Source organism: Novimethylophilus kurashikiensis (assembly GCF_003112435.1).
Lineage (GTDB): Bacteria > Pseudomonadota > Gammaproteobacteria > Burkholderiales > Methylophilaceae > Novimethylophilus > Novimethylophilus kurashikiensis.
The window spans coordinates 163,125-187,912 of sequence record NZ_BDOQ01000009.1; the positions used below are offsets into that span (position 1 = coordinate 163,125).

The 24,788-nt window shown below is 50.7% G+C and carries 29 protein-coding genes; 26 read left to right on the forward strand and 3 right to left on the reverse strand.

Going from position 1 to position 24,788, the window contains the following annotated elements; all coding sequences use genetic code 11:
- Nucleotides 1–99: 99 nt before the first annotated feature.
- Together NMK_RS11730 and NMK_RS11735 are read right to left on the reverse strand one after the other, a co-directional pair.
- Nucleotides 100–1,509: a heavy metal sensor histidine kinase gene (locus NMK_RS11730; protein WP_109015939.1), complete on the reverse strand. Its 1,410-nt coding sequence runs from the start codon at nucleotides 1,507–1,509 to the stop codon at nucleotides 100–102.
- On the reverse strand, nucleotides 1,506–2,183 hold the full coding sequence (locus NMK_RS11735; protein WP_109015940.1) for a heavy metal response regulator transcription factor: 678 nt from the start codon (nucleotides 2,181–2,183) through the stop codon (nucleotides 1,506–1,508). Before NMK_RS11735 ends, NMK_RS11730 begins: the two co-directional genes overlap by 4 nt.
- A gap of 262 nt (nucleotides 2,184–2,445) precedes the next feature.
- Here NMK_RS11735 and NMK_RS11740 point away from each other — a divergent pair, with 262 nt between their 5' ends.
- From NMK_RS11740 to NMK_RS11860, 25 genes are all read left to right on the forward strand, one after another.
- Nucleotides 2,446–2,916 carry a hypothetical protein gene (locus tag NMK_RS11740; RefSeq protein ID WP_227871463.1) on the forward strand — a complete coding sequence of 157 codons (471 nt, stop codon included), beginning with the start codon at nucleotides 2,446–2,448 and terminating at the stop codon, nucleotides 2,914–2,916.
- Nucleotides 2,917–2,983: 67 nt separating this feature from the next.
- Nucleotides 2,984–3,325: a copper-binding protein gene (locus tag NMK_RS11745; protein ID WP_109015941.1), complete on the forward strand. Its 342-nt coding sequence runs from the start codon at nucleotides 2,984–2,986 to the stop codon at nucleotides 3,323–3,325.
- An 88-nt stretch (nucleotides 3,326–3,413) separates the two neighbouring features.
- Nucleotides 3,414–3,677: a heavy-metal-associated domain-containing protein gene (locus NMK_RS11750; RefSeq protein ID WP_109015942.1), complete on the forward strand. Its 264-nt coding sequence runs from the start codon at nucleotides 3,414–3,416 to the stop codon at nucleotides 3,675–3,677.
- Nucleotides 3,650–3,988, forward strand: a complete 339-nt coding sequence (locus NMK_RS11755; RefSeq protein ID WP_146187189.1) for a hypothetical protein — start codon at nucleotides 3,650–3,652, stop codon at nucleotides 3,986–3,988. The genes NMK_RS11750 and NMK_RS11755 overlap by 28 nt, the downstream gene beginning before the upstream one ends.
- A 5-nt stretch (nucleotides 3,989–3,993) precedes the next feature.
- On the forward strand, nucleotides 3,994–5,370 hold the full coding sequence (locus NMK_RS11760) for a TolC family protein (RefSeq protein ID WP_109015944.1): 1,377 nt from the start codon (nucleotides 3,994–3,996) through the stop codon (nucleotides 5,368–5,370).
- A gap of 21 nt (nucleotides 5,371–5,391) precedes the next feature.
- Complete coding sequence (locus NMK_RS11765) at nucleotides 5,392–6,792, forward strand: multicopper oxidase family protein (RefSeq protein ID WP_109015945.1); 1,401 nt, start codon at nucleotides 5,392–5,394, stop codon at nucleotides 6,790–6,792.
- A gap of 23 nt (nucleotides 6,793–6,815) precedes the next feature.
- A complete protein-coding gene (locus NMK_RS11770) occupies nucleotides 6,816–7,361 on the forward strand; it encodes a DUF2231 domain-containing protein (protein WP_109015946.1) in 546 nt (181 codons plus the stop codon).
- A 21-nt stretch (nucleotides 7,362–7,382) separates the two neighbouring features.
- Nucleotides 7,383–7,817, forward strand: a complete 435-nt coding sequence (locus NMK_RS11775; protein WP_109015947.1) for a DUF411 domain-containing protein — start codon at nucleotides 7,383–7,385, stop codon at nucleotides 7,815–7,817.
- 4 nt (nucleotides 7,818–7,821) lie between these two features.
- A complete protein-coding gene (locus NMK_RS11780; RefSeq protein WP_109015948.1) occupies nucleotides 7,822–8,472 on the forward strand; it encodes a DUF6629 family protein in 651 nt (216 codons plus the stop codon).
- A gap of 228 nt (nucleotides 8,473–8,700) precedes the next feature.
- A complete protein-coding gene (locus NMK_RS11785) occupies nucleotides 8,701–9,096 on the forward strand; it encodes a hypothetical protein (RefSeq protein ID WP_109015949.1) in 396 nt (131 codons plus the stop codon).
- A gap of 134 nt (nucleotides 9,097–9,230) precedes the next feature.
- Nucleotides 9,231–9,869, forward strand: coding sequence for an HD-GYP domain-containing protein (locus NMK_RS11790; protein WP_109015950.1), 639 nt, complete (start codon nucleotides 9,231–9,233; stop codon nucleotides 9,867–9,869).
- 20 nt (nucleotides 9,870–9,889) lie between these two features.
- Nucleotides 9,890–10,162 carry a DUF5676 family membrane protein gene (locus tag NMK_RS11795; protein ID WP_109015951.1) on the forward strand — a complete coding sequence of 91 codons (273 nt, stop codon included), beginning with the start codon at nucleotides 9,890–9,892 and terminating at the stop codon, nucleotides 10,160–10,162.
- Entirely contained in the window at nucleotides 10,159–10,908 is a 750-nt protein-coding gene (locus tag NMK_RS11800) for a lycopene cyclase domain-containing protein (protein WP_109015952.1), read from the forward strand. Before NMK_RS11795 ends, NMK_RS11800 begins: the two co-directional genes overlap by 4 nt.
- A gap of 50 nt (nucleotides 10,909–10,958) precedes the next feature.
- The gene (locus tag NMK_RS11805; RefSeq protein WP_227871464.1) at nucleotides 10,959–11,144 is read left to right on the forward strand and encodes a YHS domain-containing protein; all 186 of its coding nucleotides are present in this window, start codon (nucleotides 10,959–10,961) and stop codon (nucleotides 11,142–11,144) included.
- A gap of 109 nt (nucleotides 11,145–11,253) precedes the next feature.
- Nucleotides 11,254–12,570 carry an MFS transporter gene (locus NMK_RS11810; RefSeq protein WP_227871465.1) on the forward strand — a complete coding sequence of 439 codons (1,317 nt, stop codon included), beginning with the start codon at nucleotides 11,254–11,256 and terminating at the stop codon, nucleotides 12,568–12,570.
- Nucleotides 12,567–13,058, forward strand: a complete 492-nt coding sequence (locus tag NMK_RS11815; RefSeq protein ID WP_109015954.1) for a YHS domain-containing protein — start codon at nucleotides 12,567–12,569, stop codon at nucleotides 13,056–13,058. The genes NMK_RS11810 and NMK_RS11815 overlap by 4 nt, the downstream gene beginning before the upstream one ends.
- A 44-nt stretch (nucleotides 13,059–13,102) precedes the next feature.
- The gene (locus NMK_RS11820; RefSeq protein WP_109015955.1) at nucleotides 13,103–15,436 is read left to right on the forward strand and encodes a heavy metal translocating P-type ATPase; all 2,334 of its coding nucleotides are present in this window, start codon (nucleotides 13,103–13,105) and stop codon (nucleotides 15,434–15,436) included.
- Between the two features lie 104 nt (nucleotides 15,437–15,540).
- A complete protein-coding gene (locus NMK_RS11825; RefSeq protein ID WP_227871466.1) occupies nucleotides 15,541–15,882 on the forward strand; it encodes a YHS domain-containing protein in 342 nt (113 codons plus the stop codon).
- 51 nt (nucleotides 15,883–15,933) lie between these two features.
- Nucleotides 15,934–16,716, forward strand: coding sequence for a methyltransferase family protein (locus NMK_RS11830; RefSeq protein WP_109015956.1), 783 nt, complete (start codon nucleotides 15,934–15,936; stop codon nucleotides 16,714–16,716).
- On the forward strand, nucleotides 16,709–16,936 hold the full coding sequence (locus NMK_RS11835; protein ID WP_109015957.1) for a DUF2933 domain-containing protein: 228 nt from the start codon (nucleotides 16,709–16,711) through the stop codon (nucleotides 16,934–16,936). The genes NMK_RS11830 and NMK_RS11835 overlap by 8 nt, the downstream gene beginning before the upstream one ends.
- Nucleotides 16,933–17,562, forward strand: coding sequence for a methyltransferase family protein (locus NMK_RS11840; RefSeq protein ID WP_109015958.1), 630 nt, complete (start codon nucleotides 16,933–16,935; stop codon nucleotides 17,560–17,562). Before NMK_RS11835 ends, NMK_RS11840 begins: the two co-directional genes overlap by 4 nt.
- 307 nt (nucleotides 17,563–17,869) lie before the next feature.
- On the forward strand, nucleotides 17,870–18,865 hold the full coding sequence (locus tag NMK_RS11845; RefSeq protein WP_109015959.1) for a CBASS cGAMP-activated phospholipase: 996 nt from the start codon (nucleotides 17,870–17,872) through the stop codon (nucleotides 18,863–18,865).
- Nucleotides 18,866–18,874: 9 nt separating this feature from the next.
- Entirely contained in the window at nucleotides 18,875–20,014 is a 1,140-nt protein-coding gene (locus tag NMK_RS11850) for a CBASS cGAMP synthase (protein ID WP_109015960.1), read from the forward strand.
- 5 nt (nucleotides 20,015–20,019) lie between these two features.
- Nucleotides 20,020–21,672 (forward strand): ThiF family adenylyltransferase, encoded by a 1,653-nt coding sequence (locus tag NMK_RS11855; protein WP_181376264.1) that lies wholly within the window; start codon nucleotides 20,020–20,022, stop codon nucleotides 21,670–21,672.
- A gap of 2 nt (nucleotides 21,673–21,674) precedes the next feature.
- Entirely contained in the window at nucleotides 21,675–22,142 is a 468-nt protein-coding gene (locus NMK_RS11860) for a Mov34/MPN/PAD-1 family protein (protein WP_109015962.1), read from the forward strand.
- 3 nt (nucleotides 22,143–22,145) lie between these two features.
- Here NMK_RS11860 and NMK_RS11865 read toward each other — a convergent pair whose 3' ends face one another.
- Nucleotides 22,146–23,330 (reverse strand): tyrosine-type recombinase/integrase, encoded by a 1,185-nt coding sequence (locus tag NMK_RS11865; protein ID WP_227871467.1) that lies wholly within the window; start codon nucleotides 23,328–23,330, stop codon nucleotides 22,146–22,148.
- A gap of 142 nt (nucleotides 23,331–23,472) precedes the next feature.
- Here NMK_RS11865 and NMK_RS11870 point away from each other — a divergent pair, with 142 nt between their 5' ends.
- Complete coding sequence (locus tag NMK_RS11870) at nucleotides 23,473–24,420, forward strand: DNA-binding protein (protein ID WP_109015963.1); 948 nt, start codon at nucleotides 23,473–23,475, stop codon at nucleotides 24,418–24,420.
- Nucleotides 24,421–24,788 lie beyond the last annotated feature (368 nt).

Sequence of the window (24,788 nt, forward strand, 5' to 3'; positions counted from 1 at the left end):
TTGCTTGCATGGATGGATGCTAACAAACAGAACGAAACGTGGCGATAAAACCTTCTATTCTAAATAGTTGAGTTTCAAAGCGATAAGTTAACATCTCAATTAATCGCCATATTTCCCTGACAGGGAAAGTTCAAACCGAGTTAAGCCCTTTTCTGACCATACCCTTATTTTCCCTTGGTGGGCCTCTATAATTGACTTGGTAATTGCTAGTCCAAGTCCGGCTCCATCGCTGGTTTTTTGTCGAGAGGGATCAACACGATAGAAGCGATCGAAGAGTCTGGGTAAATGCTCTGGGGGAATGACTTCTCCCTCGTTCTCGATGATGAGGGTGGCTTCACCGTTTGTGGATTGCTCGATAGCAATTTTGACCTCGGTATGTTTAGCGGAATGGCGGATGGCATTAGAGAGCAAGTTGCTGAGTGCCCGTCGCAGCATGAGCTTGTTACCTTTGACAATCCCAGCACCGTTAAGCACTAGTTTGATGTCTTTTTCTTCAGCCACGGCCTCATAAAAAGCGAATAGTTCTCGCACCTCAAGAGCCAAGTTAACCGACTCCGTGCTGGGTACGATGAGACCATTGTCCGCCTTGGCCAAAAAAAGCATGTCGGCAATCATGCGAGCGAGTCGTTCATATTCCTCAAGATTGGAATAGAGAACCTCCCGATATTCATCGATCGATCTCTCTTTCGAGATGGCAACCTGAGTCTGGGTCATCAAGTTGCTAATTGGCGTCCTTAGCTCATGTGCAAGATCGGAAGAAAAGTCGGAAAGGCGTTTGAACGAGTCTTCCAGACGCGCCAGCATGTCATTAAAATCCTTTGCCAGGTCAGTCAACTCACGAGGGACTGAGCCTGGCGGAATGCGATCGCCCAAATGGCTGGCAGATACACCACGGGTTACTTTTGCCATCTGACGTACAGGTTCCAATCCTCGGCGTGCCGCAACCCAGCCCAGCAGCACCGTCAGACCAATACCCGCTGCAATTGCGAGCCAGAGGTTATGCTGAAAAGCAGTCATGAATTCCTGATGATGTTCGATATTGATGGCAAGCGCGACCACCATGGGCGGTTGATCAGGAATACTGGTTTTGGCACCTGCGGTGATACCACGATATATCTCATGTCCCGTGCTCCAGACCATCAGCCTTGAATGTCCTTCCACGGGTGTCTCTGACGCAATGTTTCTAAGTAAGTGCTCGGCGAAAGTTGCATCTGTCGTCGTAAAAATACCCTGATGATCGGAGGTCATGACCGTCACTGAAAGATCGGGATGTCCCACGAGAGCGTCTGCAAGGTGTTGAGGGAGTGACTTCATCTCGGCGAATGAATTCACTTGTGTCAATGCATGCCTAACCAGTTGCAGTTTACCGTCGAGCTCAGCGCGGTCCATTTCTTCAAAGTGCGCTTGTACAAAGGATCCCACCAAGGCTCCCATTACAAGCAGTACCGCCGTGGATGCAGTCGAAAAGAATAAGGTGAGACGAAAGGTGATCGACTGCGTTCGCTTCATGCTTCAGGGACTTCCAAAACGTACCCCATGCCTCTTACAGTACGGATGAGCTTAGGCTCAAACTCGTCATCGACTTTGGCTCTTAAGCGTCGCATTGCGACTTCAATGACGTTGGTATCGCTATCGAAATTCATGTCCCAGACCTGGGAGGCGATCAGTGAGCGCGGCAGCACTTCGCCTTGACGCCGAAGTAGCAGCTCCAGCAGTGAAAACTCCTTGGATGTGAGATCAATGCGCTTTCCGGCCCGCGTGACACGCCGACGCAGTAAGTCTAATTCCAAGTTGGCTGCCTGCAGTACCTCAGCTTCCTTGGTCTTTCCCCGTCGCAATAGAGTCCTTACCCGTGCGAGCAGTTCGGAGAATGCAAATGGTTTGACAAGATAATCGTCCGCACCCAATTCCAAACCTTTGACACGGTCTTCGATCTGATCACGGGCGGTGAGGAATAGAACCGGCATTTCCTTTCCTATTTGACGGATGCTCCTGAGTATCTGCCAGCCGTCCATTCCTGGCAGCATGACATCGAGGATAATCAGGTCATAATCTTCAGTCATCGCCAGGTGCAACCCATCAATTCCATCGCGCGCCAGATCTGCCACGAATCCCGCCTCGGACAAACCCTGTTTCAGATAGTCCCCCGTTTTTTGCTCGTCTTCAATAATCAGAGTCTTCATGTGATGGTTATATTCAGATTGAACTATTCAATTGTGCACGCTGGTTTGCTAAATGGTTTGAAGATTACAAATTTGTAATCTTGATGTCAGCTCGCAGTTATGGCGTTGCCGTGAGAATGATGTCTTTCACTATGCAAAGTCTAATTTTTCGCCTGTTGTGCAATGGAACGGCAACCCCTGCATGAGTTTGAAGATTACAAAGTTGTAATCCCATTGTCAGCTTAGGGTAAACGTGAGAATAGGACAATGGAGTCGTCATTAAATGCAATTCGGTCTCCTCCGATTTGATGGCTCGATTAAATTCATCACTATAGAAAGGCGAATCATGAACAAATTATCCCTAAACCGTATTGCCGCTGTTGTGGCGCTATGCAGTATCGGTTTCATGTCCACTGCAGCTCTGGCCGGTCCCGACGAGTTTCAGCTTCAGCTGAACCGTAAAGCTGCACAAGCCAGGCAAAAGCTTCAGCAAGCTGAAGCCGCCAAAGGAGAAGAGCGTCAGAAGCTCATGGCGGAGCATATGAAGCTTATGCACGAGACGATGGGCAAAATGCAGGAAATGAAGCCAAAGGCCGGTATGTCCATGCAGGAGCACGAGGAATGGATTACCGAACATCAGAAACTCATGGATGACCTCATGGGACAAATGATGCAGGAGCATCACATGTTAATGGGTAAGGACATGGGGATGGATTGCAATATGGGAGCATCGAGCGACGCTCACAAACATTAACTTAACAAGCGCCAGGCTGGGGTTTTCAACCTGGCGCTATTCCACACATCGTTACTAGGATGATCACATGAACAAAACTATCTTCGCTGCAGCTTTTGCGGCTTTATTCAATCTCGTAGCCATTCCTGTCTATGCCGATACTCACGAGTCGCATCATGCGGCAGGCGCCGAGACTCAAAAAACCTATGCAGCCAAGGGTGAGGTGGTATCGCTCGATCAGGAAAACGGCAAGGCCAAAATTCGGCATGAGGCTATTCCTGAACTCGGTTGGCAAGGCATGACCATGGTATTTCCTGTCGCGGATAAGAACCTGCTCAAGGATGTGAATCCCGGCGACAAGATCGATTTCACCATCGCCAAGAACCCATCGGGTCAATACACGATTCAGACGCTCCAGCCGGCCAAATGACCAACCAAGGTCCATGATGGCGTCTCCACATACTGTTTATCCCGTTCATCGCGCCTTTAAAGTGCAGAGTGCCGATAAGGGGACTCATGTGCTCGAAGCCATCCAACAGCAACTTCCCGGAGTCGAGGGAGTGAAACTGAATGTGGCAACGCGGAAGCTCACTATTACTTACGATTCTGGAGCGATTGCATTCCCTGCCATTCTTGCCGCATTGGCGCAGATGAACATACGCCCAGTGGATTCCTGGTGGTTCAGGCGAAAATTGGCCTGGTACGAATATACCGACCGCAATGCGGCAGAGCTGGCACATGAACGTCCCAAGGCTTGCTGCAACAAATTGCCGAGAGCATAGAGATCAATATGAAACACTACAGCTTTTTGTTGATAATCCTTGTGGCCATGGTCCCAAGCTTTGCTCAAGCAGATCAGCCGAATGTCTGGACTGAGGATGTGCCAACGACCAGTCTGCAATACAAGTCATTCCTGGGCGATTATCAATCCTACCGCGATGCCAAGGTCGGTTCTTGGAAGGCGCAGAATGCAGCGGCTACTGATGGTATGGATGACGGAATGAAAGAGGATAAGAATCCTATGGATCAGCCAGTGAAACCCGCTGAAGCGCCTTCGCCTCATGCCGGTCATCATATGGATCACAAGGAATAACAAACATGGCATCTTCTAAATTCACACGGAAAAAGACTCTCCTGGCTCTGGCTCTGCCGCTTGTGCTTGGGGGGTGCGCAACCTTGTCCAAGGATGGCGGTCTCGATAGCGTACAGCGGACGACACAGGAACGTATCGGCAAGGACGTGCAATGGGCACGGACCGCACAGGAACAGGAGAAACTCGCGGATCGTGTGAATGATTTGCTGAAACAGCAGCCGTTGAGTGCCGACAATGCCGTGCAGGTCGCACTGCTCAACAATAAGGGATTGCAGTCCAGGTTCAATGATCTAGGCATTTCCGAGGCAGATCTACTACAAGCAAGTGAGCTTCCCAATCCGAGTTTTTCGATGCTGTATGCAAGTCATAACGGCGAGTACAAGATCGAACAGTCGTTGACTTTTAACATCTTCTCGCTTGTCACCATGCCGATGGCGCGTGAAGTCGAGCAGCGCCGCTTCGAGCAGACCAAGCGCCTGGCAACGATCGATGTGCTGAGACTCGCCGCCGACACACGCAAGGCCTATTACAACGCGATTGCTGCAGAACAATCGGTGGCCTATTCGGAACAAGTCCAGAGAGCGGCGGAAGCCAGCGCTGAGCTTGCTAAAAAGATGGTGGAGGCCGGCAATTTCAGCGCTCGGGACCATGCGCGGGAACAGGCCTTCTATGCAGAAGCTGCCGCTCAGCAGGCGCGGGCGCGACAACAAGCCGTAGCTACCCGGGAACAATTGGTTCGCCTGATGGGATTGTGGGGCGAACAAACCAGCTTCAAGTTGCCGGAGCGCCTCCCTGATCTGCCTGCCGCACCTACGGATCAGCCGGATATCGAGGCTAAGGCCATGCAGCAGCGCATCGATCTGCAAGCGCTCAAGCAGGATATTGATGCGCTTGCCAAAAATCTCGGTTTGGCGAAAACCACGCGCTTCATTAATGTCCTGGAGTTCGGCCCAGCGCGCGTCCTCGAAGGCAAGCGCTCGGATCCATATAAGAAAGGCGTGACGATCAGCTTCGAGCTCCCGATTTTTGATTTCGGAACCGCCAAGGTTGCCAAAGCGGAAGCGATCTATATGCAGTCTTTCAATCGCGCAGCCGAAGCCGCGGTGAATGCGCGCTCTGAAGTACGCGAGTCCTACTACAACTATCGTAGCTCCTACGACCTCGCCAAGCACTATCGCGACGAAATCGTGCCCCTCAGGAAACGTATCTCTGACGAGAACATGATGCGTTACAACGGCATGCTGATAAGCGCCTTTGAACTGCTGTCCGACGCCCAATCGCAGATTGCAAGCGTCAATAGTTATATCGAGGCATTGCGCGACTTCTGGGTGGCACAGGCCAATCTGGACATGGCCATGACGGGTAAGCTCTCAGCCAATTGAATGATATGAAGGAATAAATGAATGGTTTCCCGCAGAACTTTCTTAAGCAGTGCAGGTGCTGCGATGCTGAGTATGGGCCTAGTCAACAAGGTTGGCGCAGCATCTCTGCCTGAACTCATCACGCGTTCGGATGCTGCAACTCAGCCCCCGCTGCAGCCGCCCAATGGTCGCCCATACAACCCGGTGGTCACGCTCAATGGCTGGACCTTGCCATGGCGCATGAAGAATGGTGTCAAGGAGTTCCATATTGTTGCAGAGCCCGTGGTGCGTGAGATCGCACCTGGCATGAAGGCTCACCTTTGGGGATATAACGGCCAGTCGCCAGGCCCAACCATTGAAGTGGTTGAAGGTGACCGCGTACGCATTTTCGTCACCAATAAATTGCCTGAGCAGACAACGATCCATTGGCACGGGCAAAGGTTGCCCAATGGCATGGATGGCGTAGCAGGTGTGACCCAACCGCACATCCCTTCCGGCAAAACCTACGTTTACGAATTCGTGGCGGAACGCCCAGGAACCTTTATGTATCACCCGCATGCCGACGAAATGTTGCAGATGGCGATGGGAATGATGGGCATGTGGATCACGCATCCCAAGAATCCCAAGGATCCGCTGATTGAGCAAGCCGATCGCGACTACTGCTTTCTACTGAGCGCCTATGACATCGATCCAGGGAGCTACACCCCCCGCGTCAACACCATGCTGGACTTCAATCTATGGACCTGGAATAGCCGCGTGTTCCCCGGTATCGATTCGATGGTGGCTGGTTTGGGGGACAAGATCCGCATCCGCATGGGCAATCTCACGATGACCAATCACCCGATGCATATCCACGGTCACGAATTCACGATTACTGGTACGGACGGCGGTCCGATTCCCAAGACAGCGCGCTGGCCGGAAGTTACTGTCGATATCGGGGTGGGACAAGTCCGCCAGATCGAATTGCTTGCGCGTGCCGAGGGCGACTGGGCGTTCCATTGCCACAAATCGCACCATACGATGAATGCAATGGGGCATGGCGTCCCCACTATGGTCGGTGTTGATCAGCGTGAAGTGACCAAGAAGATATCCTCGCTGTTACCCGACTATATGGCAATGGGCTCCAGCGGTGGTGCCGATATGGAAGGCATGCAAATGCCTCTGCCGGATAACACCCTACCCATGATGACAGGAGAAGGTCCCTTTGGACCTATCGGCATGGGTGGCATGCTGTCGCTCATCAAGATCCGAAAGGGCCTCGCCAAAGGAGACTACAAGGACCCCGGCTGGTATCAGCATCCTCAAGGATCGGTTGCGTATGAGTGGACCGGTGCAGAGGAGGCAATGCCGACAGCAGCAGAGGCTCCGGATAAGATGACACAACCCAAATCCGGCGATACCGTGCTCAAAGTCCGCAAGGGTGGCGGGCATACAGGACATTAACAACCAAGAGATAAAACAGCACCATGCCTTACATCATTCCCAACTTGCATCCTTTAGTCGTGCATTTCCCCGTTGCGCTAATTACGATTGCTGCAATTTTTCACCTTGTGGCGGCTGTCACACGCAGCAAAACCTGCGCGGTTATCGCGCATACCTCGCTATGGCTGGGGGCGCTAGGCGCAGTGATTGCCGTGCTGTTCGGTTGGCAGGCATATAACAGCGTGAATCACGACGAAGCCGGGCATGCCGCCATGCTCCTGCATCGGGCATGGGCACTAGGAACACTCGCCGTAGTTGTGACATTGGCCGCTTGGGATGGATTGCGTCGAAAGGCTGACGACATTCCTTCCAAGTGGTTCAGTACAGCAATCGTTATTGCGTGGGGTTTGGTAGCTGTTACAGCTTGGCATGGTGGGGAATTGGTTTACCGACACGGACTGGGGGTCATGGCCTTGCCCATCATCGAAGAAGGTCACCACCATCATGGTGATGGAGATGATGCAAGCCATACGCATGCAGCTGATCATCCAGAACCTGCCGATCATGAGCATGACCACCATGAACATTAGGCCATGACAAAGGAGAACAACATGCGCCGATTATTGATGAGAATTGTTGCAGCAACTTTGATGCTCGCTTCCACGTTGGCTCTAGCAGGTCCATCAGTGACCTTATATAAGAGCCCCACCTGTGATTGCTGTGAGAAATACGTAAGCTACCTGCGGCAGAACGGCTTCGATGTCAAAGCCTATGACGAAAATGACATGAATGCCATCAAGTACAAGTATGGCGTTACACATGTCGCGAGCTGTCACACCGCCATTATCAACGGCTATGTCGTGGAAGGTCACGTGCCGGTCTCAGCGATCAACAAACTGCTCAGGGAAAAACCGGCTATCGTGGGAATTAGCGCGCCTGGCATGCCGCTGAATTCGCCAGGAATGGGCGAGATGAAGAAAGGCACCCTGACAATTTATAGAATTCCAAAAGGCGATGAGAAACCGAGCGTCTTTTCTGTAGAGTGACACGATGTGCTTTTCTGCCACAGCAAGTTTTGTCGCTGGAGGCGCACTGTCCTTACTCGGCACCGTCACCCTAAGAAAAGCACGCTGTAGGGCAGAGGTGCCCCTCGCACTAATTCCGCTTCTGTTCGGTATTCAGCAAATCATTGAAGGGGCGTTGTGGCTCTCCTTCCAATTTGATTTGCCTCAAATCAAAACGAGCATGACTTATGCTTTTACCCTGTTCTCGCATGTTCTTTGGCCGATATTCGTTCCTTTGGCCGTCAGCATGGTAGAACCTGATGCACGGCGGAAGAAAGCCATTTACGCATTTCTACTCATAGGGATTGTTGTCGCCCTGTACCTGTTGTACCTGATCGTTAGCTACCCAGTGATCGCGGAGATTGACGAGCATATAGTTTATGCCTCCCCCCATTTCTATAAGGTCCCAGTAATGTTGCTTTACCTGGCGGCTACCTGCATGGGGTCTTTGTTCTCCAGCCATAAACTGATCAATACGTTTGGCCTGACGGCATTTATATTATTTGGCATCGCTTACTGGTTCTATACAGTTGCCTTCTTCTCTGTCTGGTGTTTCTTCGCGGCAATATTGAGCGCCATCCTTTATCTGTATTTCAACCTGAGTAAATATCCTCAGCTTGAAGTTGCTAATTCCTGAGCGAAAAGCCGTACCGTCCAGCCTCATCTTCAGTTAAACACGTGTGTATGAAGAAGGCTTTACCGGACATCTTCAAGATTACTTTTTTGTAATCTTCTCGTCAGCTTCTTGTTAAGCATTAATTGCCACAATGCTATTAACAGATTTTAATTAGGGTCTTATAACAAGATATAAAGATCGAGACATATTGACTTTTCCTGTTGGATTTATTGCTGTTGGAGAGAGGATATGAAAATGAAAATGAGTGGGATTTTTTCCGGAACTGCCGCGATTTCGATTGGGGCGGCTCTGTTGCTAGGTGGGTGTGCTATTGAAAGTCCCAAGAAACCTGTTGCCATCGAGCAGAGGATTCAGAGCGCACATACGCCACAAGATCACCAAAATATTGCGTCTGAGTATGAGAGACAAGCAGCTGCTGATACTGCTGCAGCCAAGGCGCACAGTGAAATGGCGCAGAGATACAAGTATTTCACGGGGCCAAAGGGGACAGCACCCGGGGCATTCTCTAGCCATTGCGACAACTTGGCGAAACTATACGAGCAAGCAGCGGCAGAAAATAGGGAACTGGCAAGGCTGCACCAGGAAGCTGCTGCCGATTTGTCCACCAGTGGCAGTCGGCAGTAGGTCGAAGGACTATGGTAGCGAATTCGGAGACGGCTCTCAGCGTAGACAGCTGCTCTAAATGTGGAGGACCTGTCAAAGACCAACCCTTTGCCAAAACCGAACAGGGATATTGCTGCGAGTCTTGCTATCTCGAAATGCAAACAACCAAGGATTGGCAACAAGAACGCATAAAAACAGAAACGGTTCTGGCTGAGGTCTTGGCATCTGCCATTGATTTAAGGGAGCACGAAACGGGATTGCATTCCAAACGCGTAGCCTGTCATACGCTCGAATTGGCCCGGCAGTGTTACCCGAATGATCCTGAGTTGCTCCGGCAGATTTATTGGGGCGCGTTACTGCATGACATTGGCAAGATAGGTATCCCGGATGCAATTCTGCTCAAAGGCGGCCCATTGACCGAAAGCGAGTGGAAAGTGATGCGTACTCACCCGGAAAAAGGCTATCAGATTATGTCCCAGATTCCTGACATGCAGGTTGCCGCCGACATCGTATTCAGTCATGAAGAGCGTTTTGACGGTTCCGGTTATCCGCGCGGTCTAGCTGGCGACGCTATCCCTTGGGGTGCGCGTCTCTTTGCAGTCATCGACACCCTCGATGCAATGACTTCTGATCGCCCCTACCGAGAGGGAATGCTTTTTGACATTGCAAAAGCAGAAATTCAACGCATGGCTGGCGTCCAGTTTGACCCTGAAGCTGTAGAGCTGTTTCTCCAGGCAGAACCTGTCATGCGAAGAATGGTGTCTCTTAAATGCGGCACCGCGGTCATACCTTAGTTTCAGAAAGGAGACGCATCATGAATAAACTGAATCCCTGGCAGGTTGGTGGCGCGATGGCATTGACCTTGGCGATCATCAACGTGATATGTGCCATATTGGTCTCGCTCTTTCCTGACTTGATCGTGAGTTTTGTCAATGCCTGGACACATGGCATTGACTTGACGGTGCTCCAGACTAGCAAATCCATGACATTAGGAAGCGTAATTCTGGGAGTCATCAATGTAGCCGTGACCGGGTTCTTAGTTGGGTCACTTTATGCCGCTTGCTATAACCTATTCAGACCCAAATGATCCAGTATCAATACGTCTGGCTTCTCTGGGCATCATTATTCCTGATTCCCTGGTTGGTGCTATATGTTATGTACCCTCAGCACCGAAAAGTTATGTGGCTGGTTAGCCTGGCTACCATGCCTTTCGGTTTAACGGAACCGCTATTCGTGCCTGAATACTGGAATCCACCTACGCTGCTTAATTTAGCCCAACGCACAGGTTTCGATCTGGAGAGCTTGATCTTCTGCTTTGGCATCGGCGGAGTGGGATCGGTACTTTATTCAGTGTTCGTACACCAGAATGATGTAGCCGTCGTGGAAACCGAGCGCCAATTACCTTTGCATCGTCACCACTACAAGGCGCTGCTTTCACCTATCGTGGTATTCCTGGCGCTCTATTTTTTCCCCTGGAGCCCTATCTATCCTTCAATTATTGCAATGGCAGTCGGAGCTTTTGCCACCATTGCTTGCAGGCCAGATCTCAAAACCAAAACATGGATCGGCGGACTGCTGTTTCTTGGCTACTACTTCGTTTTTTTCCTCGGATTGGTCGCCACATCGCCAGGTTATGTCGAGCGTGTCTGGAATCTACCGACGCTGTCTGGAGTTCTGCTGCTCGGTATACCGCTGGAGGAGCTTTTGTTTGCCTTGAGCTTTGGCCTCTATTGGTCCGGAGTTTATGAGCATCTCATGTGGCGTCAACTCGCGCCGCTGCATAACCACAGCAAGGGTATCAATGGCCCCGGGTCGGTTGCCTCTGGGACCTGAAGTAGTTGTATTAATAAATGGCGATCAGGACAGTGAAGATAAGGAGTTGAATGATGGCGATCGATCTGGTTTGTAAGATGAACGTGAAAGAAAATGAGGCTGCTGCAACAGAAAAAATGGACGGCCAGGTTTACTACTTTTGCTCAGAGTCTTGTCACACGACGTTTAAGGCTGATCCTCAAAAATATATTGGGGAGGCTAAGTCCAAGCCCCATTCCTGCTGTGGCGGACATTAGTGAGCTGCTCAAATATGGAACCAGGTAACACTCTATTGATTGAAGCGTCAGCCTTCGGCCAAGTGAGTGGATGGTTCAATCAATGGGCAGTTATCGTGAAAGGATGGCAATGAAAATTGCCCTGCATGCTTCAAGTGAGGTGTCACCTGGAATGATGACGGCCCTTGTATTGTCTGCATTTACGGTATCAGCTGGCTTCGGCATCGTGCTTCCGCTGCTTCCATTCCTTCTAGAGCGCCTAATAGGCGGTGGGGTGACTGCTGCAGAAATTTCAAGGCATACCGGATTGCTAACCGGAATCTATACCCTGGCCCTCTTCTTGTTCTCACCTATTTGGGGGCAATTATCTGACAGGTACGGACCACGTCGAATTTTATTATGTGGGTTGATTGGTTTTGGTATTTCGATGGTGGTTTTTCCTTTCATGGAGAGTCTTGTTGGAGTTTATGCCGAGCGATTCGTGAGCGGTATGTTCGCAGCAGCCGTGACCCCAGTGGTAGTAGCCGCCGTCGGGGACTTCATTACTGCCGAGGAGGAAAGGGCACGTCGGCTTGCTTTTATCAGCATGGCTGGAATAACCGGATTTCTACTTGGACCGATGCTAGGTGTGTCTATCACTAGAATCGCTTCTATTTTTCTGTCTCGTCAGCCGTCCGGAGCGCTCTTGTTCCCTCTGGTCGCAACGGCGGTCCTGGCATTGATCGTAGCCTTGATTGTTGCGGTTGCTGTGCCGCACGGCAACGAGGCACGCCAGGTTAGCCACAGAGCTTCGGTGCATGGGGGTAAACGGTCGTGGCTGATGCCCAAACTGCTAATCCTCTCATTCATTGTTTCTGCAGGTGTCGGCGTATTCGAGGTCGGCCTTGTATTGCTCGGTAAACAGGAGCTCGGTCTGACGTCGTTTCAGATTGCAATGATGTTTACAGAGTGCAGCCTGGTGATGTTTGTCATCCAGGCCGTCATATTCTTTTCACCATGGATCCGGCCGAACTCCACCCGTTGGTTAATCAACCCAGCCATGGGAGCGCTTGCAACAGGACTGTTTCTCGCCCCTTGGGCGACAGACTTTTTCATGATGTTGATCGTCATCGGGGCTGTCGCAGCAAGCGCAGGCATTTTGTCTCCAATATTGACCTATTGGATCTCCGTTCAGGCAGGAAATGCCCAGGGTTGGGAACTCGGTAGGCAGACCGCTGCTTCCAGTTTGGGCATGGCTGCAGGCTCAGCGATAGGCGGATTGTTGTTCAATTTTGTCGTGCCAGGAGCTTCATTCATCATCGCGGCTGGTTTGACTGGACTGGGATTAATGCTCGGATGGGGACTGGGTCATACGCTTAATCCTAATGACGACGCCTATTCAATTAGATCAAGGGAGGATGACGCAACAATAACTGTCATGAGCGCCTGGAAGGTGAAAGGAAGATGAATAATTTAGTGAAGGATCCGGTATGTGGAATGCAAGTAGATCCACATCACTTGGCTCTGGAATACCAGCAGATGAATTTCGCTTTTTGCTCAAGCCAGTGTCGAGAACGCTTTCTGGATAATCCGCACTTATACATTGGCTTTCCACAGCATAAGGCGCCCAGACAGGAAAACCGGGAGGTGCTGAAAGAACGTTTGTTGAGGACTGACCATGTATTGGATTTTGATCAGGCTCAAAGCCTTACAGAGGCATTAAAAAGCATGATGGGTATCAAATCCGTGGTGGTAGGTGGCTCAATGATCGAAATCACCTACGACCTACTCCAGGTCACTGAGGAACAGATTGAGGCCACCTTGGCTGAAATCGGCATAAAGCTTGGAGAAGGGTGGGCGGAACAACTGCGTCGCGCCTTCGTGCATTACGAGGAAGAGTTTGAAATCGGAAACCTCGAAGTTTATAAAAAACATCGGTTCCACAGATATGAATGACACGCACAGGGCAGTACATACACCAATCATGAGAAGGAACGAAAATGGCAATTGATCCGGTATGCGGTATGACCGTGGAAGAGAAATCGGCGGCCGGCAGCACGGTTCATGGGGGTAAGACTTGGTACTTTTGCTCTTCTCGTTGTCAGCATGAGTTTGAGGCTGAGCCATCCAGATACTCAGGCGGCGAAGTGACTTCCGAGATCCACCATAGCTATGCGCATGAAATGGCGCCAGGCCGCGGCTCAACCAATTCCGAAGCGGGAAGCGGTGAAAAAGCCAAAGATCCGATATGCGGCATGGTAGTTGAAAAAGCCACTGCACTGAAATCCGAGCGCGCCGGACGGACCTATTATTTCTGTAGCGTTGGCTGCCAGAAGACATTTGAGTCGCCGGAGACCGAACTCAAGTCGATGCGCACGCGTGTCATGATCGCGCTTACCGGCGTGCTGGCGCTGGCCATTATGCGGGCCGGAGCATTCCTTGCGCTTGCAACGGGTGCCACTATCGTCACATGGGTGCCGATTCCAGCGCTTCCCTGGTTTACCTGGGGAGTATGGCTTTTCCTTCTCGTGACGCCAGTGCAATTTATCGGGGGCTGGAGCTTTTACAAGGGCGCTTGGAGCGCTATACGATCCAGATCCATCAATATGGACTTCCTGATTGCGCTTGGCACCTCGGTTGCCTATTTCTACAGCGTGGCAGTACTGTTCTTTCCCGATGTTTTGCCGGTTAAGGTGGAGGAGCGCAACGTTTACTTCGAGGTCTCCGCCGTCATCATCGCTTTCGTACTGCTCGGTAAATACATGGAGGAGATCATCAAGAAGCATTCCTCGGCCGCAGTACGCAAGTTGCTGGACCTGAAACCCGCTACCGCCCATGTGGTGCGGGATGGCCAGGAAATGGAAGTCCCGGCAGAAAGCGTTATGGTCGGCGAGACGATCGTGGTGCGCCCTGGTGAAAAAATCCCGACCGACGGCAAAGTGGTGGAAGGCGATTCTTCAGTGGATGAATCCATGCTCACTGGCGAATCGATGCCGGTCGAGAAAACTCCAGGTGCGCAGGTAATTGGAGGCACTCTCAACCGTACAGGGCTATTCCGCTTCGAGGCAACGCGAGTGGGTGCGGAAACAGCCCTAGCGCAAATCATCAAGATGGTGGAAGAGGCGCAGGCCTCCAGTGCCCCCATTCAACGATTGGCTGACAAGGTCACCGGCTATTTTGTGCCTGCCGTCGTGGGCACCGCGTTAATCGCATTCATCGGTTGGTGGCTCGCGGGCAATTTCCCGCAAGGGTTACTGGCATTCATCGCCGTGCTCATCATAGCCTGCCCTTGCGCCTTGGGTATCGCGACCCCAGCGGCGCTCATGGTTGGTGTTGGTAAAGGTGCCGAAAGTGGCATCCTCATTCGCGGTGGCGAAATACTGGAACGTGCTCAGAATCTCGACACGGTAGTGTTCGACAAGACCGGAACCCTAACCCGAGGCGAGCCCAATCTGACAAACCTCATCGCATTGAACGGATTTGCAGAAGACGATGTGCTGCGCTACGCAGCAGCCGTCGAATTAGGCTCAGAACACCCTTTAGGAGAAGCCATTGTGCGTGCTGCGCTCCATCGCAACCTCGACATTGCGTCAGTTAGCGGATTTGAAGCTGTCCCTGGTCATGGCATTCGTGGAACGGTAGACGGCAGAAAGATTCTGTTGGGCAATCGTCGGCTGTTTACGCATGAAGGAATCAATGCATCTACAGTAGAGGATCAATTGACCTTGCTAGAGCAGGCGGGCAAAACCGCAATGCTTGTCGGCATAGACGGCAAACTGAGCGGTATTGTTGCAGTAGCTGACACTCTAAAGCCCGAAGCACAAGAGGCAGTCAATGCCTTAAAGAGTATCAACGTTGAAGTAGTTCTGCTGACTGGCGATAACAAGCGTACAGCTAACGCTATCGCCACTGAGTTGGGAATCACACGCGTTATTGCCGAAGTATTGCCATCCGACAAGGCTCAAGTCATCCAGGAGTTGCAGAAGCAAGGCAAGGTGGTCGCCATGGTCGGTGATGGGGTTAATGACGCGCCTGCATTGGCTGCTGCTGATATCGGTATTGCTATCGGCTCCGGTTCTGATGTTGCCAAAGAGACTGGCGGCATCATTCTGGTAAAAAATGATGTGCGTGACGTGGTCGCCGGCATCAAGCTTTCGCGGGCTACGATGCGCAAGATCAAGCAAAACCTGTTCTGGGCATTCATTTATAACTCGATCGGCGTGCCGATTGCAGCATTTGGGTTACTCAACCCCATTATCGCGGCAGCCGCCATGGCGCTGAGTTCGTTATCGGTGATTGTGAATTCGGCGTTGCTTAAGCGAGCCAAATTATAAGGAGGCCTCCATGTTAAAAATACTGATTACAAGAATGGTGGGGACTTCAGCGATCTTGAGTCTCACGAATTATGCGGTCCTGCAATTTGTAGAGGAGAAAAATCATGGCATGGCTTAGTCAAAACTGGGGGTTTCTCCTTCTGATTGCGGGCGTCTTTTTCTTAATGCATCGTGGCGGCATGGGATGTGGCCATTTCGGTGGTAGTCATCAACATGGCAAAAATCAGGAGGAAGGCGCTGAATCTCAGAATCCCACTCCGAACGTCGATCCCGTCAATGGTCAGAAGGTCGATATGCAAACCGCGGCGGCTACCGTTTATCAAGGCAAAACCTACTATTTTTCCTCGCGTGAAAATCGCGACCGGTTTGAAGCGAATCCACAACAATATATCCCTCAACCCGAGCATCACCATGAACAGGGCCATCATCATGGCGGTTGCTGCTAAACAGACAAATTCGTTTCACAGAGAAGCGGACAAGTCAGGTCGAGGCAAGGTATGTATGGCTTTCTCATACCGTTATTGAGCGGCTTTATCTTGGCCGGCGCCAGTGCTTTTACGGCGACTTGGTCAAGACGCTGGGGAATGCACGGCGGCCGATTAGTCACCAATCTATTGCGTAACGTGCTCGGCATTCCTCTCTTCATGATCGGATTGGTACTTGCTTGGCGAGCGGAACCTACTCTTCAGTTCCCTATGGGTATTCTCAGCGAGGTTTTTGGCTGGTTTCTGATCGCGGCAGGCTCGATTCCTATTATTGTCGGACACTGGCAGCTCGGCATGCGTACGCACCTTCCTTCCGCAGACGATGCCCTTATGGATAGGGGGCTGTACTCCCATGTGAGGCATCCGATCTATGCGGGCGCTTTCTTGGTATTTGCTGGACTGGCATTTGTGCACCCGACCAATCCCTGGATTATTGCTTCCGTCCTGTCACTGGTTTTTTTTGGAGCACAGGCCCGGATGGAAGAAATCGACCTACTACAACGCATGCCGGAGTACCAAACCTATATGGAGCGCGTCCCGCGCTTTCTGCCCTCACGGATCAATCGCTGGACATGGCTGTGCCCAGCATTAGGTGTAGTCATGGCTGGAGTTGTTCTGAAATTATGGGGGCTTTCGTGGTGGTCCGCGATTTTGGTCGCTCTCATGCTCGTATGCCCAATCACGATTATTTGGGGGCTGATCACATTGAGACGCTCTGCGAATGATCAGATGCGAAATAACACAATTACCCAATGCTGCCGCAAATTCGACGAAAAAGGAGAGCCCGATGACTGAAGAACATGAAGCGCATCACATAGCGAAAGGAAAGTGGGTGTTTTACGGGTTTCTCGTAATCGCCGTTTTTCTGCTATTCACTGAACATAAGGCCCACGTTTTGGGCATCCTGCCTTATTTGGTCCTGCTGGCATGCCCGTTGATGCACCTATTCATGCACCACGACCATGGCGGCCATGAACATCACAACCATAACGCTTCAGAAGGGGACAAGAAATGAGTGCGCCATCTCCGGCCTACGGGCTCTGGTCGCTGGTTATCATCAACTCGCTGGTTTTCATCATCTTTGCATTCAGTTTCACCAAGCCGAAAAGCAAGCGAGACTGGCGTTCGTTCGGTGCTTTTTCTGCCTTTATTGTGGCGCTGTTCACAGAAATGTATGGCTTCCCGCTGACGATTTACCTGCTGTCCGGCTGGCTAACCGCACGAATTCCTGGATTCGATCCGTTTTCGCATGATGCCGGGCATTTACTCGAAGATCTTTTTGGGTGGAGGGGAAATCCGCACTTTGGCCCTTTTCATATGCTAAGCAATTTATTCATCATTGCTGGCTTTTTTATCCTATCCAACGCTTGGCGTGTGCTTTATCAGGCTCAGCGCCGGCATACGTTAGCCACGACTGGCCCTTATGCAAAGACAAGACATCCCCAATACGCTGGGTTTGTAATGATCATGTTCGGATTCCTACTGCAGTGGCCAACCATCATTACTGTGGTTATGTTTCCAATTCTGGTCTTCATGTATATCCGGCTTGCACGGATTGAAGAGCGAGAGGCTTACGCTGAATTTGGGGAGAGGTATGCTGAATATGCCCGGACAGTGCCAGCTTTTTTCCCCCATAGATGACCGTTAGAGTCCAGCAAACTATTTCGATGAAGCTGATCAAGAGCAGATTTAACCTGGCATCCCTTTGGCTGTTGGGCTGCGCTGTAACGACCTATTAATATAATGGGAATAAAAACAAGAAACCACAATATGGTGTGGATTGCATTTCCATAAAACACAATATAACATACCTCAATAGCACTCTTACCACTTGAGTGCCAATCAGTGAGGGGGGTATGGCAATAACAATATTGCGGTCCAGCACTAACGCGGTAGCGATTAATCCAAAATCGCTTTATCCCACTGTCTCTCAATGGATGGCTCACGTATGAGCCAGTCTACTCCACCGCCTGATTTTCACATCCTTGCTTTATCTGGAGGCGGTTATCGCGGACTCTATACCGCCACTGTCCTCAAAACGCTTGAGCAGTCCTTCGGAGAGCCGATCTCGCGAAAATTCGATCTCATTTGCGGGACATCCGTTGGCGGTATTCTGGCCTTAGGCATCGCCGCCGGGATTCCGACTGGGAAATTGCAGAATCTTTTTGTGGAACAGGGGGAACAGATATTTGGGAGGCGAGGGTTCCTTCGAAGATTGGCGACCAAACTGACACTTGCCAAACATCCTGCAGATGGACTTCGGAAGGTCGTAGAGTCCAAGTTCGGAAACATGACCATCGGCGATCTGAACCAACGTATATTGATTCCGGCCGTCAACTACAGCACTGGGCGGCCACAAATATTCAAAACACCTCATGCAGCCGCATTGGAATCGGACCTCACTTTAAGATTAGTTGATGTCGCGCTAGCTACCAGTGCTGCTCCTACCTATTTTCCACTTCATCGCATTAACGATCTTGGCGTTTTTGCTGACGGGGGGCTAGTAGGTAACTCCCCTGGCTTTTTCGGCTTGCATGAGGCAAAGAAGATACTTGGCCTTCCTCCAGAAACGAATATTCGGGTATTAGCTATAGGCACTATGACCGTAGGTGCCACAGCAAGAGGCAAGACGCCGTTGGATAAAGGAATTTTGAGGTGGGGAACAAAAATATTCGATCTCGTCATTTCAGCCCAAGAAGGCATGACGGATGCCATGTTGAGCCATCATTTAGCAGATGGTTATTTTCGCATTGATGATACGGCCACACCGGATCAAAGCAAGGACATTTCACTAGATAACTATTCGGAAGCCGCAACGAATGTATTGAAGGATAGGGGGGCAGCGGCAGGGCGGGCAGCAATTGGTGACCCCAAAATGGCCATTTTCAGAAGCCATACACCAATCGCGCCGATTTTCTATCATGGACCACACAAAAACTGTTGAGGACCTTCTATGCTGAACCTGAGCTCGTTGTTTTATTCCACTACCGAAGCCCCTATATTCTTGAACAATATTACTTTGGAGCCTGATGCTGAAGCTTTTATGGCCAGCGCGAGGGAAGATGTCCGGCAATGCCTGCGCAAGCGACTTCCTGAAGTGTTGCACGAGCTAGGGCATGACGAAGTGGCTGTTTCACCTCGATTCTTCCCACAGGGTTCCTGGTCATACAAAACCTTGAACAAACCCGCTTGGCCTCAGCAGCAGGCCGATATCGATGACGGCGTATATCTTCCACTCAGTTTTGTGCAAACTGCTGGGCGACCGAGTGTTGCCAGCGCGGTATTCTTCCAGGCAACGCAAACTGCATTGGCACCCCTGGTCAAGGCAAAACATTGGAAGCTAATCACTAATAAACCGACATGCATTCGCATCGAGATTGCAGCCAATGCCCACCTTGACATTCCCCTCTATGCAATTCCTGATAAGGAATTCGAGACATTAAGTAAAGCCGCTTTAGCCAAATACGGCTACGATTCATTTGCTGAAGCATTGCTCATGGCGGAGCGAGATGCTTGGACTGAACTGCCGCAAAATCAAGTTCTGCTGGCACATCGTGAGGAAGATTGGATCGAATCCGATCCTCGCCAAGTTACGAAATGGTTTCGAAATCAGGTGGAGATTCATGGAGAGCAATTTCGCCGTTGCGTAAGGTATCTTAAAGCTTGGCGGGATTTTCAGTGGGAGTCTGGCGGTCCGTCCTCGATACTGCTCATGGCCGCTGCAGCGCTTCATTTTGAGAAGCGTGAACGTAGGGACGATTTGGCTTTGCTTGATGTGGTAGCAAAACTTCCAGCCGCCTTTAGGGCAGGTATCGATGACCCGGTCGATAGTTCAAAATCATTGACTGATCGGTTAGGGACAACGGGCGTAAAAGAAGTTATCGCAAAACTTGAAACCCTCGAAAGATTTCTGCGCGGTGCATTAAATGCCAGTGATTCCTCTCAGGCCTGTACGTGGGTCATCAATCAACTAGGCAAGCGCTTCCCTAATCAGCCCTCTCGTATTGTACAAGCTGGGATTGCGGCAACAGTATTGGCTGCGCCAGCTACGGTTCAGGCATCCAAGCTCGTGGGTAGATCCCAAGCTGGATGAACCCCATGAATGCCGTAGAAAGTATTGTCTCCGTATTGAAGCAGCGTGGCTTCGATTACGAAGCAAGCGAAGGCGATACTTTGCTATTCAGAGGGCATCTCTTATGCCAGGGCCAACCGCATGCGGTTGCCTTGGCTGTGGATGTGAGTGGACTCACTCTTCCAGAATTTCAACTGTTGAATATCCCCAGACAATTGAAGCCGATTGCCCCTCATATTGGGCAGGATGGGTTTCTTTGCTATGCCGCGAGAGGCAGCATCGTATTGGATATTTTCGATATGCCGGCTCAGGTGCTAGCTTGCATAGACAGGGCAGAATCTGTTTATGCCGAGGTTTTGGCTGGCAAGAGGGCTAAGGATCTGGAGGATGAGTTCTTTGCCTACTGGGGTACTTCCATTTGCTTAGCGGATATTGACCCTTACCTTTCAACTCCCGTAGAGGCTATCTTTTACCAGAATGCAAAAGCCAAGTCGAAAGCAGAGCCTCTTCTCGTCATCAGTAATGTGCCAAAGCAAACCAAAATAAAACTGGAATGCCTTGGCATGATTCCAGTCCCAAACCGTGTAGCGAGAGTCTGCAGGGTTAAGACTAATCAAGCACCCATGCCGATGCAAGATAAATGGCCGCCGAAGTCGGTAGAGGAGGTCTTGCGATGGCAGTCCTATTTAGGAGACGGTAACTGCCGCCGCAAACTTGAGAGTCACCTAATCAATGCTTTAAACGCAGATTTGAATGGAGCATTCTGTCTGATTGAAAGTCCGCTGATTAGCTATGGCTTCGCTGTTTCATTCAATCGTAATGGGGGGAAACCAAACAGTATTTATAACCGGTTAGCAGTCAGAGAATTGATTTATCAGTCTCAGCTACAAACTTTCTCAATCGTCAGGATTGATGATGTCTACCTCGCCCAAAGGAATAATCCGATGAACAGAAATTTGCATGGATTGAACATAACCCTTATAGGCTGCGGAACCATTGGAGGGTACTTGGCTGAACTGATGGTCAAAGCGGGAGTTGGGACATCCACTGGCCGGCTAACCCTCGTGGATAACGATTCCTTGATGCCACAAAACGTCGGACGTCATCGCCTTGGGTTTAATCATATTCTCCAAAACAAGGCTGAAGCGCTGGCAGAGGAACTAACCCGCAGCTCCCCTTCGCTAAATGCCAGACCGCTGCCTGTAGATGCTCTTCAGGCTTATCTAGGCAAAGAAGATTTGATCATTGATGCCACTGGCGAGGAGGCTTTAGGGCATGCTCTCGCTCATAAATATCAAGGCCCGGACTTCAAGCCCATTCTGAAAGTCTGGATCGAAGGCCCTGGTATTGCCGTCCGTAGCTTGCTAACTCCCGTTCCTGACTCAGCTTGCGCCCGTTGTTTGAATGATGATCAGCGAACCGTGCTGTACCCATCCACTCAGGAAGCCATTCCACTCGAGTTGTTAGGGCAGGGATGCGAAAGTTTATACGTACCTTTCCCCGCTACAGTCTCGGTACAGGCAGCTTGTCTAGCAATGGAGCATTTAAGCGATTGGGCGATGGAACAGCCATCACCGCGGCTAAGAACGAAGATTCTCAATAATCACTTTACCATTGCAACCCCTGATATAGACCCCCTCAAACGTTCTACCTGTCCGGCCTGTGCAATGGTTGTATAAGAATGCCAGTTTGGGGAACGGCTGATCACCGGCATTTTGTGCTGATACCGGACCAGATCCTTGCCATCTTTGACACTTATCGCCAAGTGGATTTCGAGGCGAAGGAATCGGGGGGTATTCTGTTAGGAAAGTGCAGAGGAGACCATATTGAGCTTTGTTATGTGACAGCGCCGGCCATGCATGACAAACGCGCTCGGACACTGTTCACACGACAGCCACAAATCCATCAAGAAATTGCAGATCGTTTGTGGTGTGAAAGCGCTGGGCAAATTACTTATTTAGGGGAATGGCACACACATCCCGAGGCTGTTCCAGAGCCTTCCACGATTGATGTAGCCAATTCAAAAGATATACTCAAACGACATCCTTCTGGTGCTGTCTTGTTGTTCATCATTGTTGGAACATCGGCACTTCATGTGCAACTCTCTTCTTCAGATAGCAGCCACGTTCTGCAATCGCTTGAACCCTAACGTCTACCAGTTAAGTTTGTGTTTCGCCTCGGTCTCCGCGTGACGCTTGTTATCTTCCGAATGCACGTAGACATTGGTTGTAGTCAAATTCTCATGGCCGAGATTGTCTCGGACGTAACGTAAATCCATGCTGCCTGCCATACTAGTTCCCGCCGTATGCCGCAACCAATGGGCTGATGCAGCCTCAAGCCTAGCCACTTGATTCGCCGCCTCCAGTCCCCGTTGTTTCAAATTGTCCGCGGTTAACTTGAATATCGTCTTGACGATTATATGAATGGCACTCCGGGTCATGAAGCGTTGCTTCCCTCCAATCGGGAGCACCAAGGGGCAAGTCTCCCCTGCGCTAGGCATGGGGCTCAGCCCCATTTCCCGCCGGTAGCGGCCAAGCTCAATGATAAGCTCGTTAGTAGCGGGCACCATGCGCGTTTTGTCGCCCTTGCCTGTAATCTCCAGCCACCATCGCAGTTCGCCGTCAGTATCCTTGCGACAGAAAAATCCTCCCATCGTATTCTGGATGACCTCAGAGATGCGAATGCCTGCAAGATAGAACAACGAAAATAGCCATCTAACCCGGTAATAATGCTCGCGTTCCCGGTTGGTCTCGCGCGGCAGGGCTTCAATGGTTCTTTTGACTTCATTCCACAAATCTTCCTCGAGAAAACGTGTCACACGGGGTTTGGCCTTGCGCTGCCGATGGCGGGATAAGGCCAGCGGATTGCCGGCGAGGTAACCCGCATTGACGAGCCAGGAAAGCATGGCATTGAGGATGCCCATGGCTTGGCGTTGGCTGGTAGGGGAGAGGGGGCCCGCGAAAGGGCGCCAGTCTGCATGCCTTCTCGGCATTTTGCGCTTTGTCATGATCCACTTGGCACTAGGCTGGGGATCGGCCAAGAAATGCTGATATACCTGCAGATCCTCATGTGTCAACGAGGACAGCGGCTTGCCAAGCTCAATCACAGACCAAAGCAGCAATCGCTCGGCTTCCTTGCGATAGTTGTCGAAGGTGGTTTTGGTATCGGCGAAGCGAATGAGCCAGGCCTTGATGGCATCGACGTCAGTATCAGCAGCGATCTGAGGGCGAACACCTGTCGCTCGGTTAAGTCCTGTGCTGCCGTCGACCTCAGGTGTAAATCTCATCTGCTCGAGCGGGGCGATGGCTGGAATCACACGCAATTCCGCAGAAATCACAAATTTGCTCCTACTGTGGGCAGAACATAAGTTCTAAATTATTTAACATTACATTATTTATGTCAAAAATTACTTCAATATATTTATAAATACAACATATTACATTGTATTATTTATAGTATTTATTATCGAGATTCTCGCCATGTCGACTCCCACCGTCCCCGAAAGCCAAATCCAGAGTGAGATCGACCAGTTGAAAAACCAGTTTCCACAGACGCGCGATCTGTATCGCGAGGTCTGCGTGCTGTTGTTTTTCCGGTACGGCATAACGCCGACCGCGAACAAGCTTTATCAATACGTGCGCAAAGGCAGCATGTCGGCACCGGCAGAGGCACTTAACAGGTTCTGGCTTGAGCTACGGGACAAGAGCCGCGTCCGGATCGAGCATCCTGATCTGCCCGAGGAGATCAGAGAGTCCACTGGTAATTTCGTCGGTGCGCTGTGGGTGCAGGCTCAAGCTGCCGCCCAGATGAACTATTCGATTCGAATGGCTGAGGCCGAGGAACAAGTACGCCATGTCCAGGATGAAGCTCATGCTGAACGAGAAAAAAGAGAGAAAATCGTGGACGAGCTGAAATCCACCAAAGCTGGGCTCGAAAACGCCCTCAACCGTCTGGTTGAGACCGAAAAAAACCATGCGGTTGATATCTCTACCTTAGCAACCCTTGAAAAAACGCTTAGAACGCTACAGAACGAGCGGGAACAATTGGAGTGTGGCTTGGAAGCGGCAAGACAGGCTTTCAGTGCCGACCTTGAAAAGGTAAACGTCGCTCTAGCCAAAGCTGAGGAACGATATCGCGCCTTGGAGGCACGGGCATTACTCGAGGTCGACCGGGAACGGCAACGTGTGGTTAAGCTTGAGAAGGAATTCGCGCGACAGGGAAACTCGCTACGAGAACAACAGCGGCAGCATATTAAGGAGTTGGCTGCGGCACAAAAAATGAATTCTGACCTCAGGGAAAGGCTCGGAGTTACAAGTGGCCAGCTGACTCAGCTAAAGCTTCAACAAAAGGACACGGCCAAAAAACTTAATGCTACCCAGCGATCCTTGGAGAGCTGTAAGCAGCGACTTCAACATAAAAAAGCGTAGTTGGTTTTGAATTAATTATTTGCCCTGAATGCATCGGGGCAGATTCAGCTCATTTTTGATTACGTCATTCAAAAATGAATAGTGGAGCCCAGAATTCATATCTAAAAGCTCTCTAAGCCATAATTGTCAGGGCTTTCAGCCTGTGATTTCAGATGAAGACGTAACCCGGCAGGGAATTACCTAGGAATGCCTCATCAATTACGCGCAAAGAAAAAACTTTTCATGTGAATTTGCGAACGTGCAAAGAATTATCGTAGTGAATGAAAGAGGTAATCGTAAGTTTTGACAAGATTTATCATGCGCGCGCGGAAAATAGCCGCAAACAACCTCGCAAAAAAACCGAAAACAACTTCGCATAATGTAACGCT

Bases quoted from the DNA above. Each gene is read 5' to 3' on its own strand.
- NMK_RS11730 (WP_109015939.1), bottom strand. From the start codon at position 1,509: ATGAAGCGAACGCAGTCGATCACCTTTCGTCTCACCTTATTCTTTTCG.
- NMK_RS11735 (WP_109015940.1), bottom strand. From the start codon at position 2,183: ATGAAGACTCTGATTATTGAAGACGAGCAAAAAACGGGGGACTATCTG.
- NMK_RS11740 (WP_227871463.1), top strand. From the start codon at position 2,446: ATGCAATTCGGTCTCCTCCGATTTGATGGCTCGATTAAATTCATCACT.
- NMK_RS11745 (WP_109015941.1), top strand. From the start codon at position 2,984: ATGAACAAAACTATCTTCGCTGCAGCTTTTGCGGCTTTATTCAATCTC.
- NMK_RS11760 (WP_109015944.1), top strand. From the start codon at position 3,994: ATGGCATCTTCTAAATTCACACGGAAAAAGACTCTCCTGGCTCTGGCT.
- NMK_RS11765 (WP_109015945.1), top strand. From the start codon at position 5,392: ATGGTTTCCCGCAGAACTTTCTTAAGCAGTGCAGGTGCTGCGATGCTG.
- NMK_RS11770 (WP_109015946.1), top strand. From the start codon at position 6,816: ATGCCTTACATCATTCCCAACTTGCATCCTTTAGTCGTGCATTTCCCC.
- NMK_RS11775 (WP_109015947.1), top strand. From the start codon at position 7,383: ATGCGCCGATTATTGATGAGAATTGTTGCAGCAACTTTGATGCTCGCT.
- NMK_RS11780 (WP_109015948.1), top strand. From the start codon at position 7,822: ATGTGCTTTTCTGCCACAGCAAGTTTTGTCGCTGGAGGCGCACTGTCC.
- NMK_RS11785 (WP_109015949.1), top strand. From the start codon at position 8,701: ATGAAAATGAAAATGAGTGGGATTTTTTCCGGAACTGCCGCGATTTCG.
- NMK_RS11790 (WP_109015950.1), top strand. From the start codon at position 9,231: ATGCAAACAACCAAGGATTGGCAACAAGAACGCATAAAAACAGAAACG.
- NMK_RS11795 (WP_109015951.1), top strand. From the start codon at position 9,890: ATGAATAAACTGAATCCCTGGCAGGTTGGTGGCGCGATGGCATTGACC.
- NMK_RS11800 (WP_109015952.1), top strand. From the start codon at position 10,159: ATGATCCAGTATCAATACGTCTGGCTTCTCTGGGCATCATTATTCCTG.
- NMK_RS11805 (WP_227871464.1), top strand. From the start codon at position 10,959: ATGATGGCGATCGATCTGGTTTGTAAGATGAACGTGAAAGAAAATGAG.
- NMK_RS11810 (WP_227871465.1), top strand. From the start codon at position 11,254: ATGAAAATTGCCCTGCATGCTTCAAGTGAGGTGTCACCTGGAATGATG.
- NMK_RS11815 (WP_109015954.1), top strand. From the start codon at position 12,567: ATGAATAATTTAGTGAAGGATCCGGTATGTGGAATGCAAGTAGATCCA.
- NMK_RS11820 (WP_109015955.1), top strand. From the start codon at position 13,103: ATGGCAATTGATCCGGTATGCGGTATGACCGTGGAAGAGAAATCGGCG.
- NMK_RS11825 (WP_227871466.1), top strand. From the start codon at position 15,541: ATGGCATGGCTTAGTCAAAACTGGGGGTTTCTCCTTCTGATTGCGGGC.
- NMK_RS11830 (WP_109015956.1), top strand. From the start codon at position 15,934: ATGTATGGCTTTCTCATACCGTTATTGAGCGGCTTTATCTTGGCCGGC.
- NMK_RS11835 (WP_109015957.1), top strand. From the start codon at position 16,709: ATGACTGAAGAACATGAAGCGCATCACATAGCGAAAGGAAAGTGGGTG.
- NMK_RS11840 (WP_109015958.1), top strand. From the start codon at position 16,933: ATGAGTGCGCCATCTCCGGCCTACGGGCTCTGGTCGCTGGTTATCATC.
- NMK_RS11845 (WP_109015959.1), top strand. From the start codon at position 17,870: ATGAGCCAGTCTACTCCACCGCCTGATTTTCACATCCTTGCTTTATCT.
- NMK_RS11850 (WP_109015960.1), top strand. From the start codon at position 18,875: ATGCTGAACCTGAGCTCGTTGTTTTATTCCACTACCGAAGCCCCTATA.
- NMK_RS11855 (WP_181376264.1), top strand. From the start codon at position 20,020: ATGAATGCCGTAGAAAGTATTGTCTCCGTATTGAAGCAGCGTGGCTTC.
- NMK_RS11860 (WP_109015962.1), top strand. From the start codon at position 21,675: ATGCCAGTTTGGGGAACGGCTGATCACCGGCATTTTGTGCTGATACCG.
- NMK_RS11870 (WP_109015963.1), top strand. From the start codon at position 23,473: ATGTCGACTCCCACCGTCCCCGAAAGCCAAATCCAGAGTGAGATCGAC.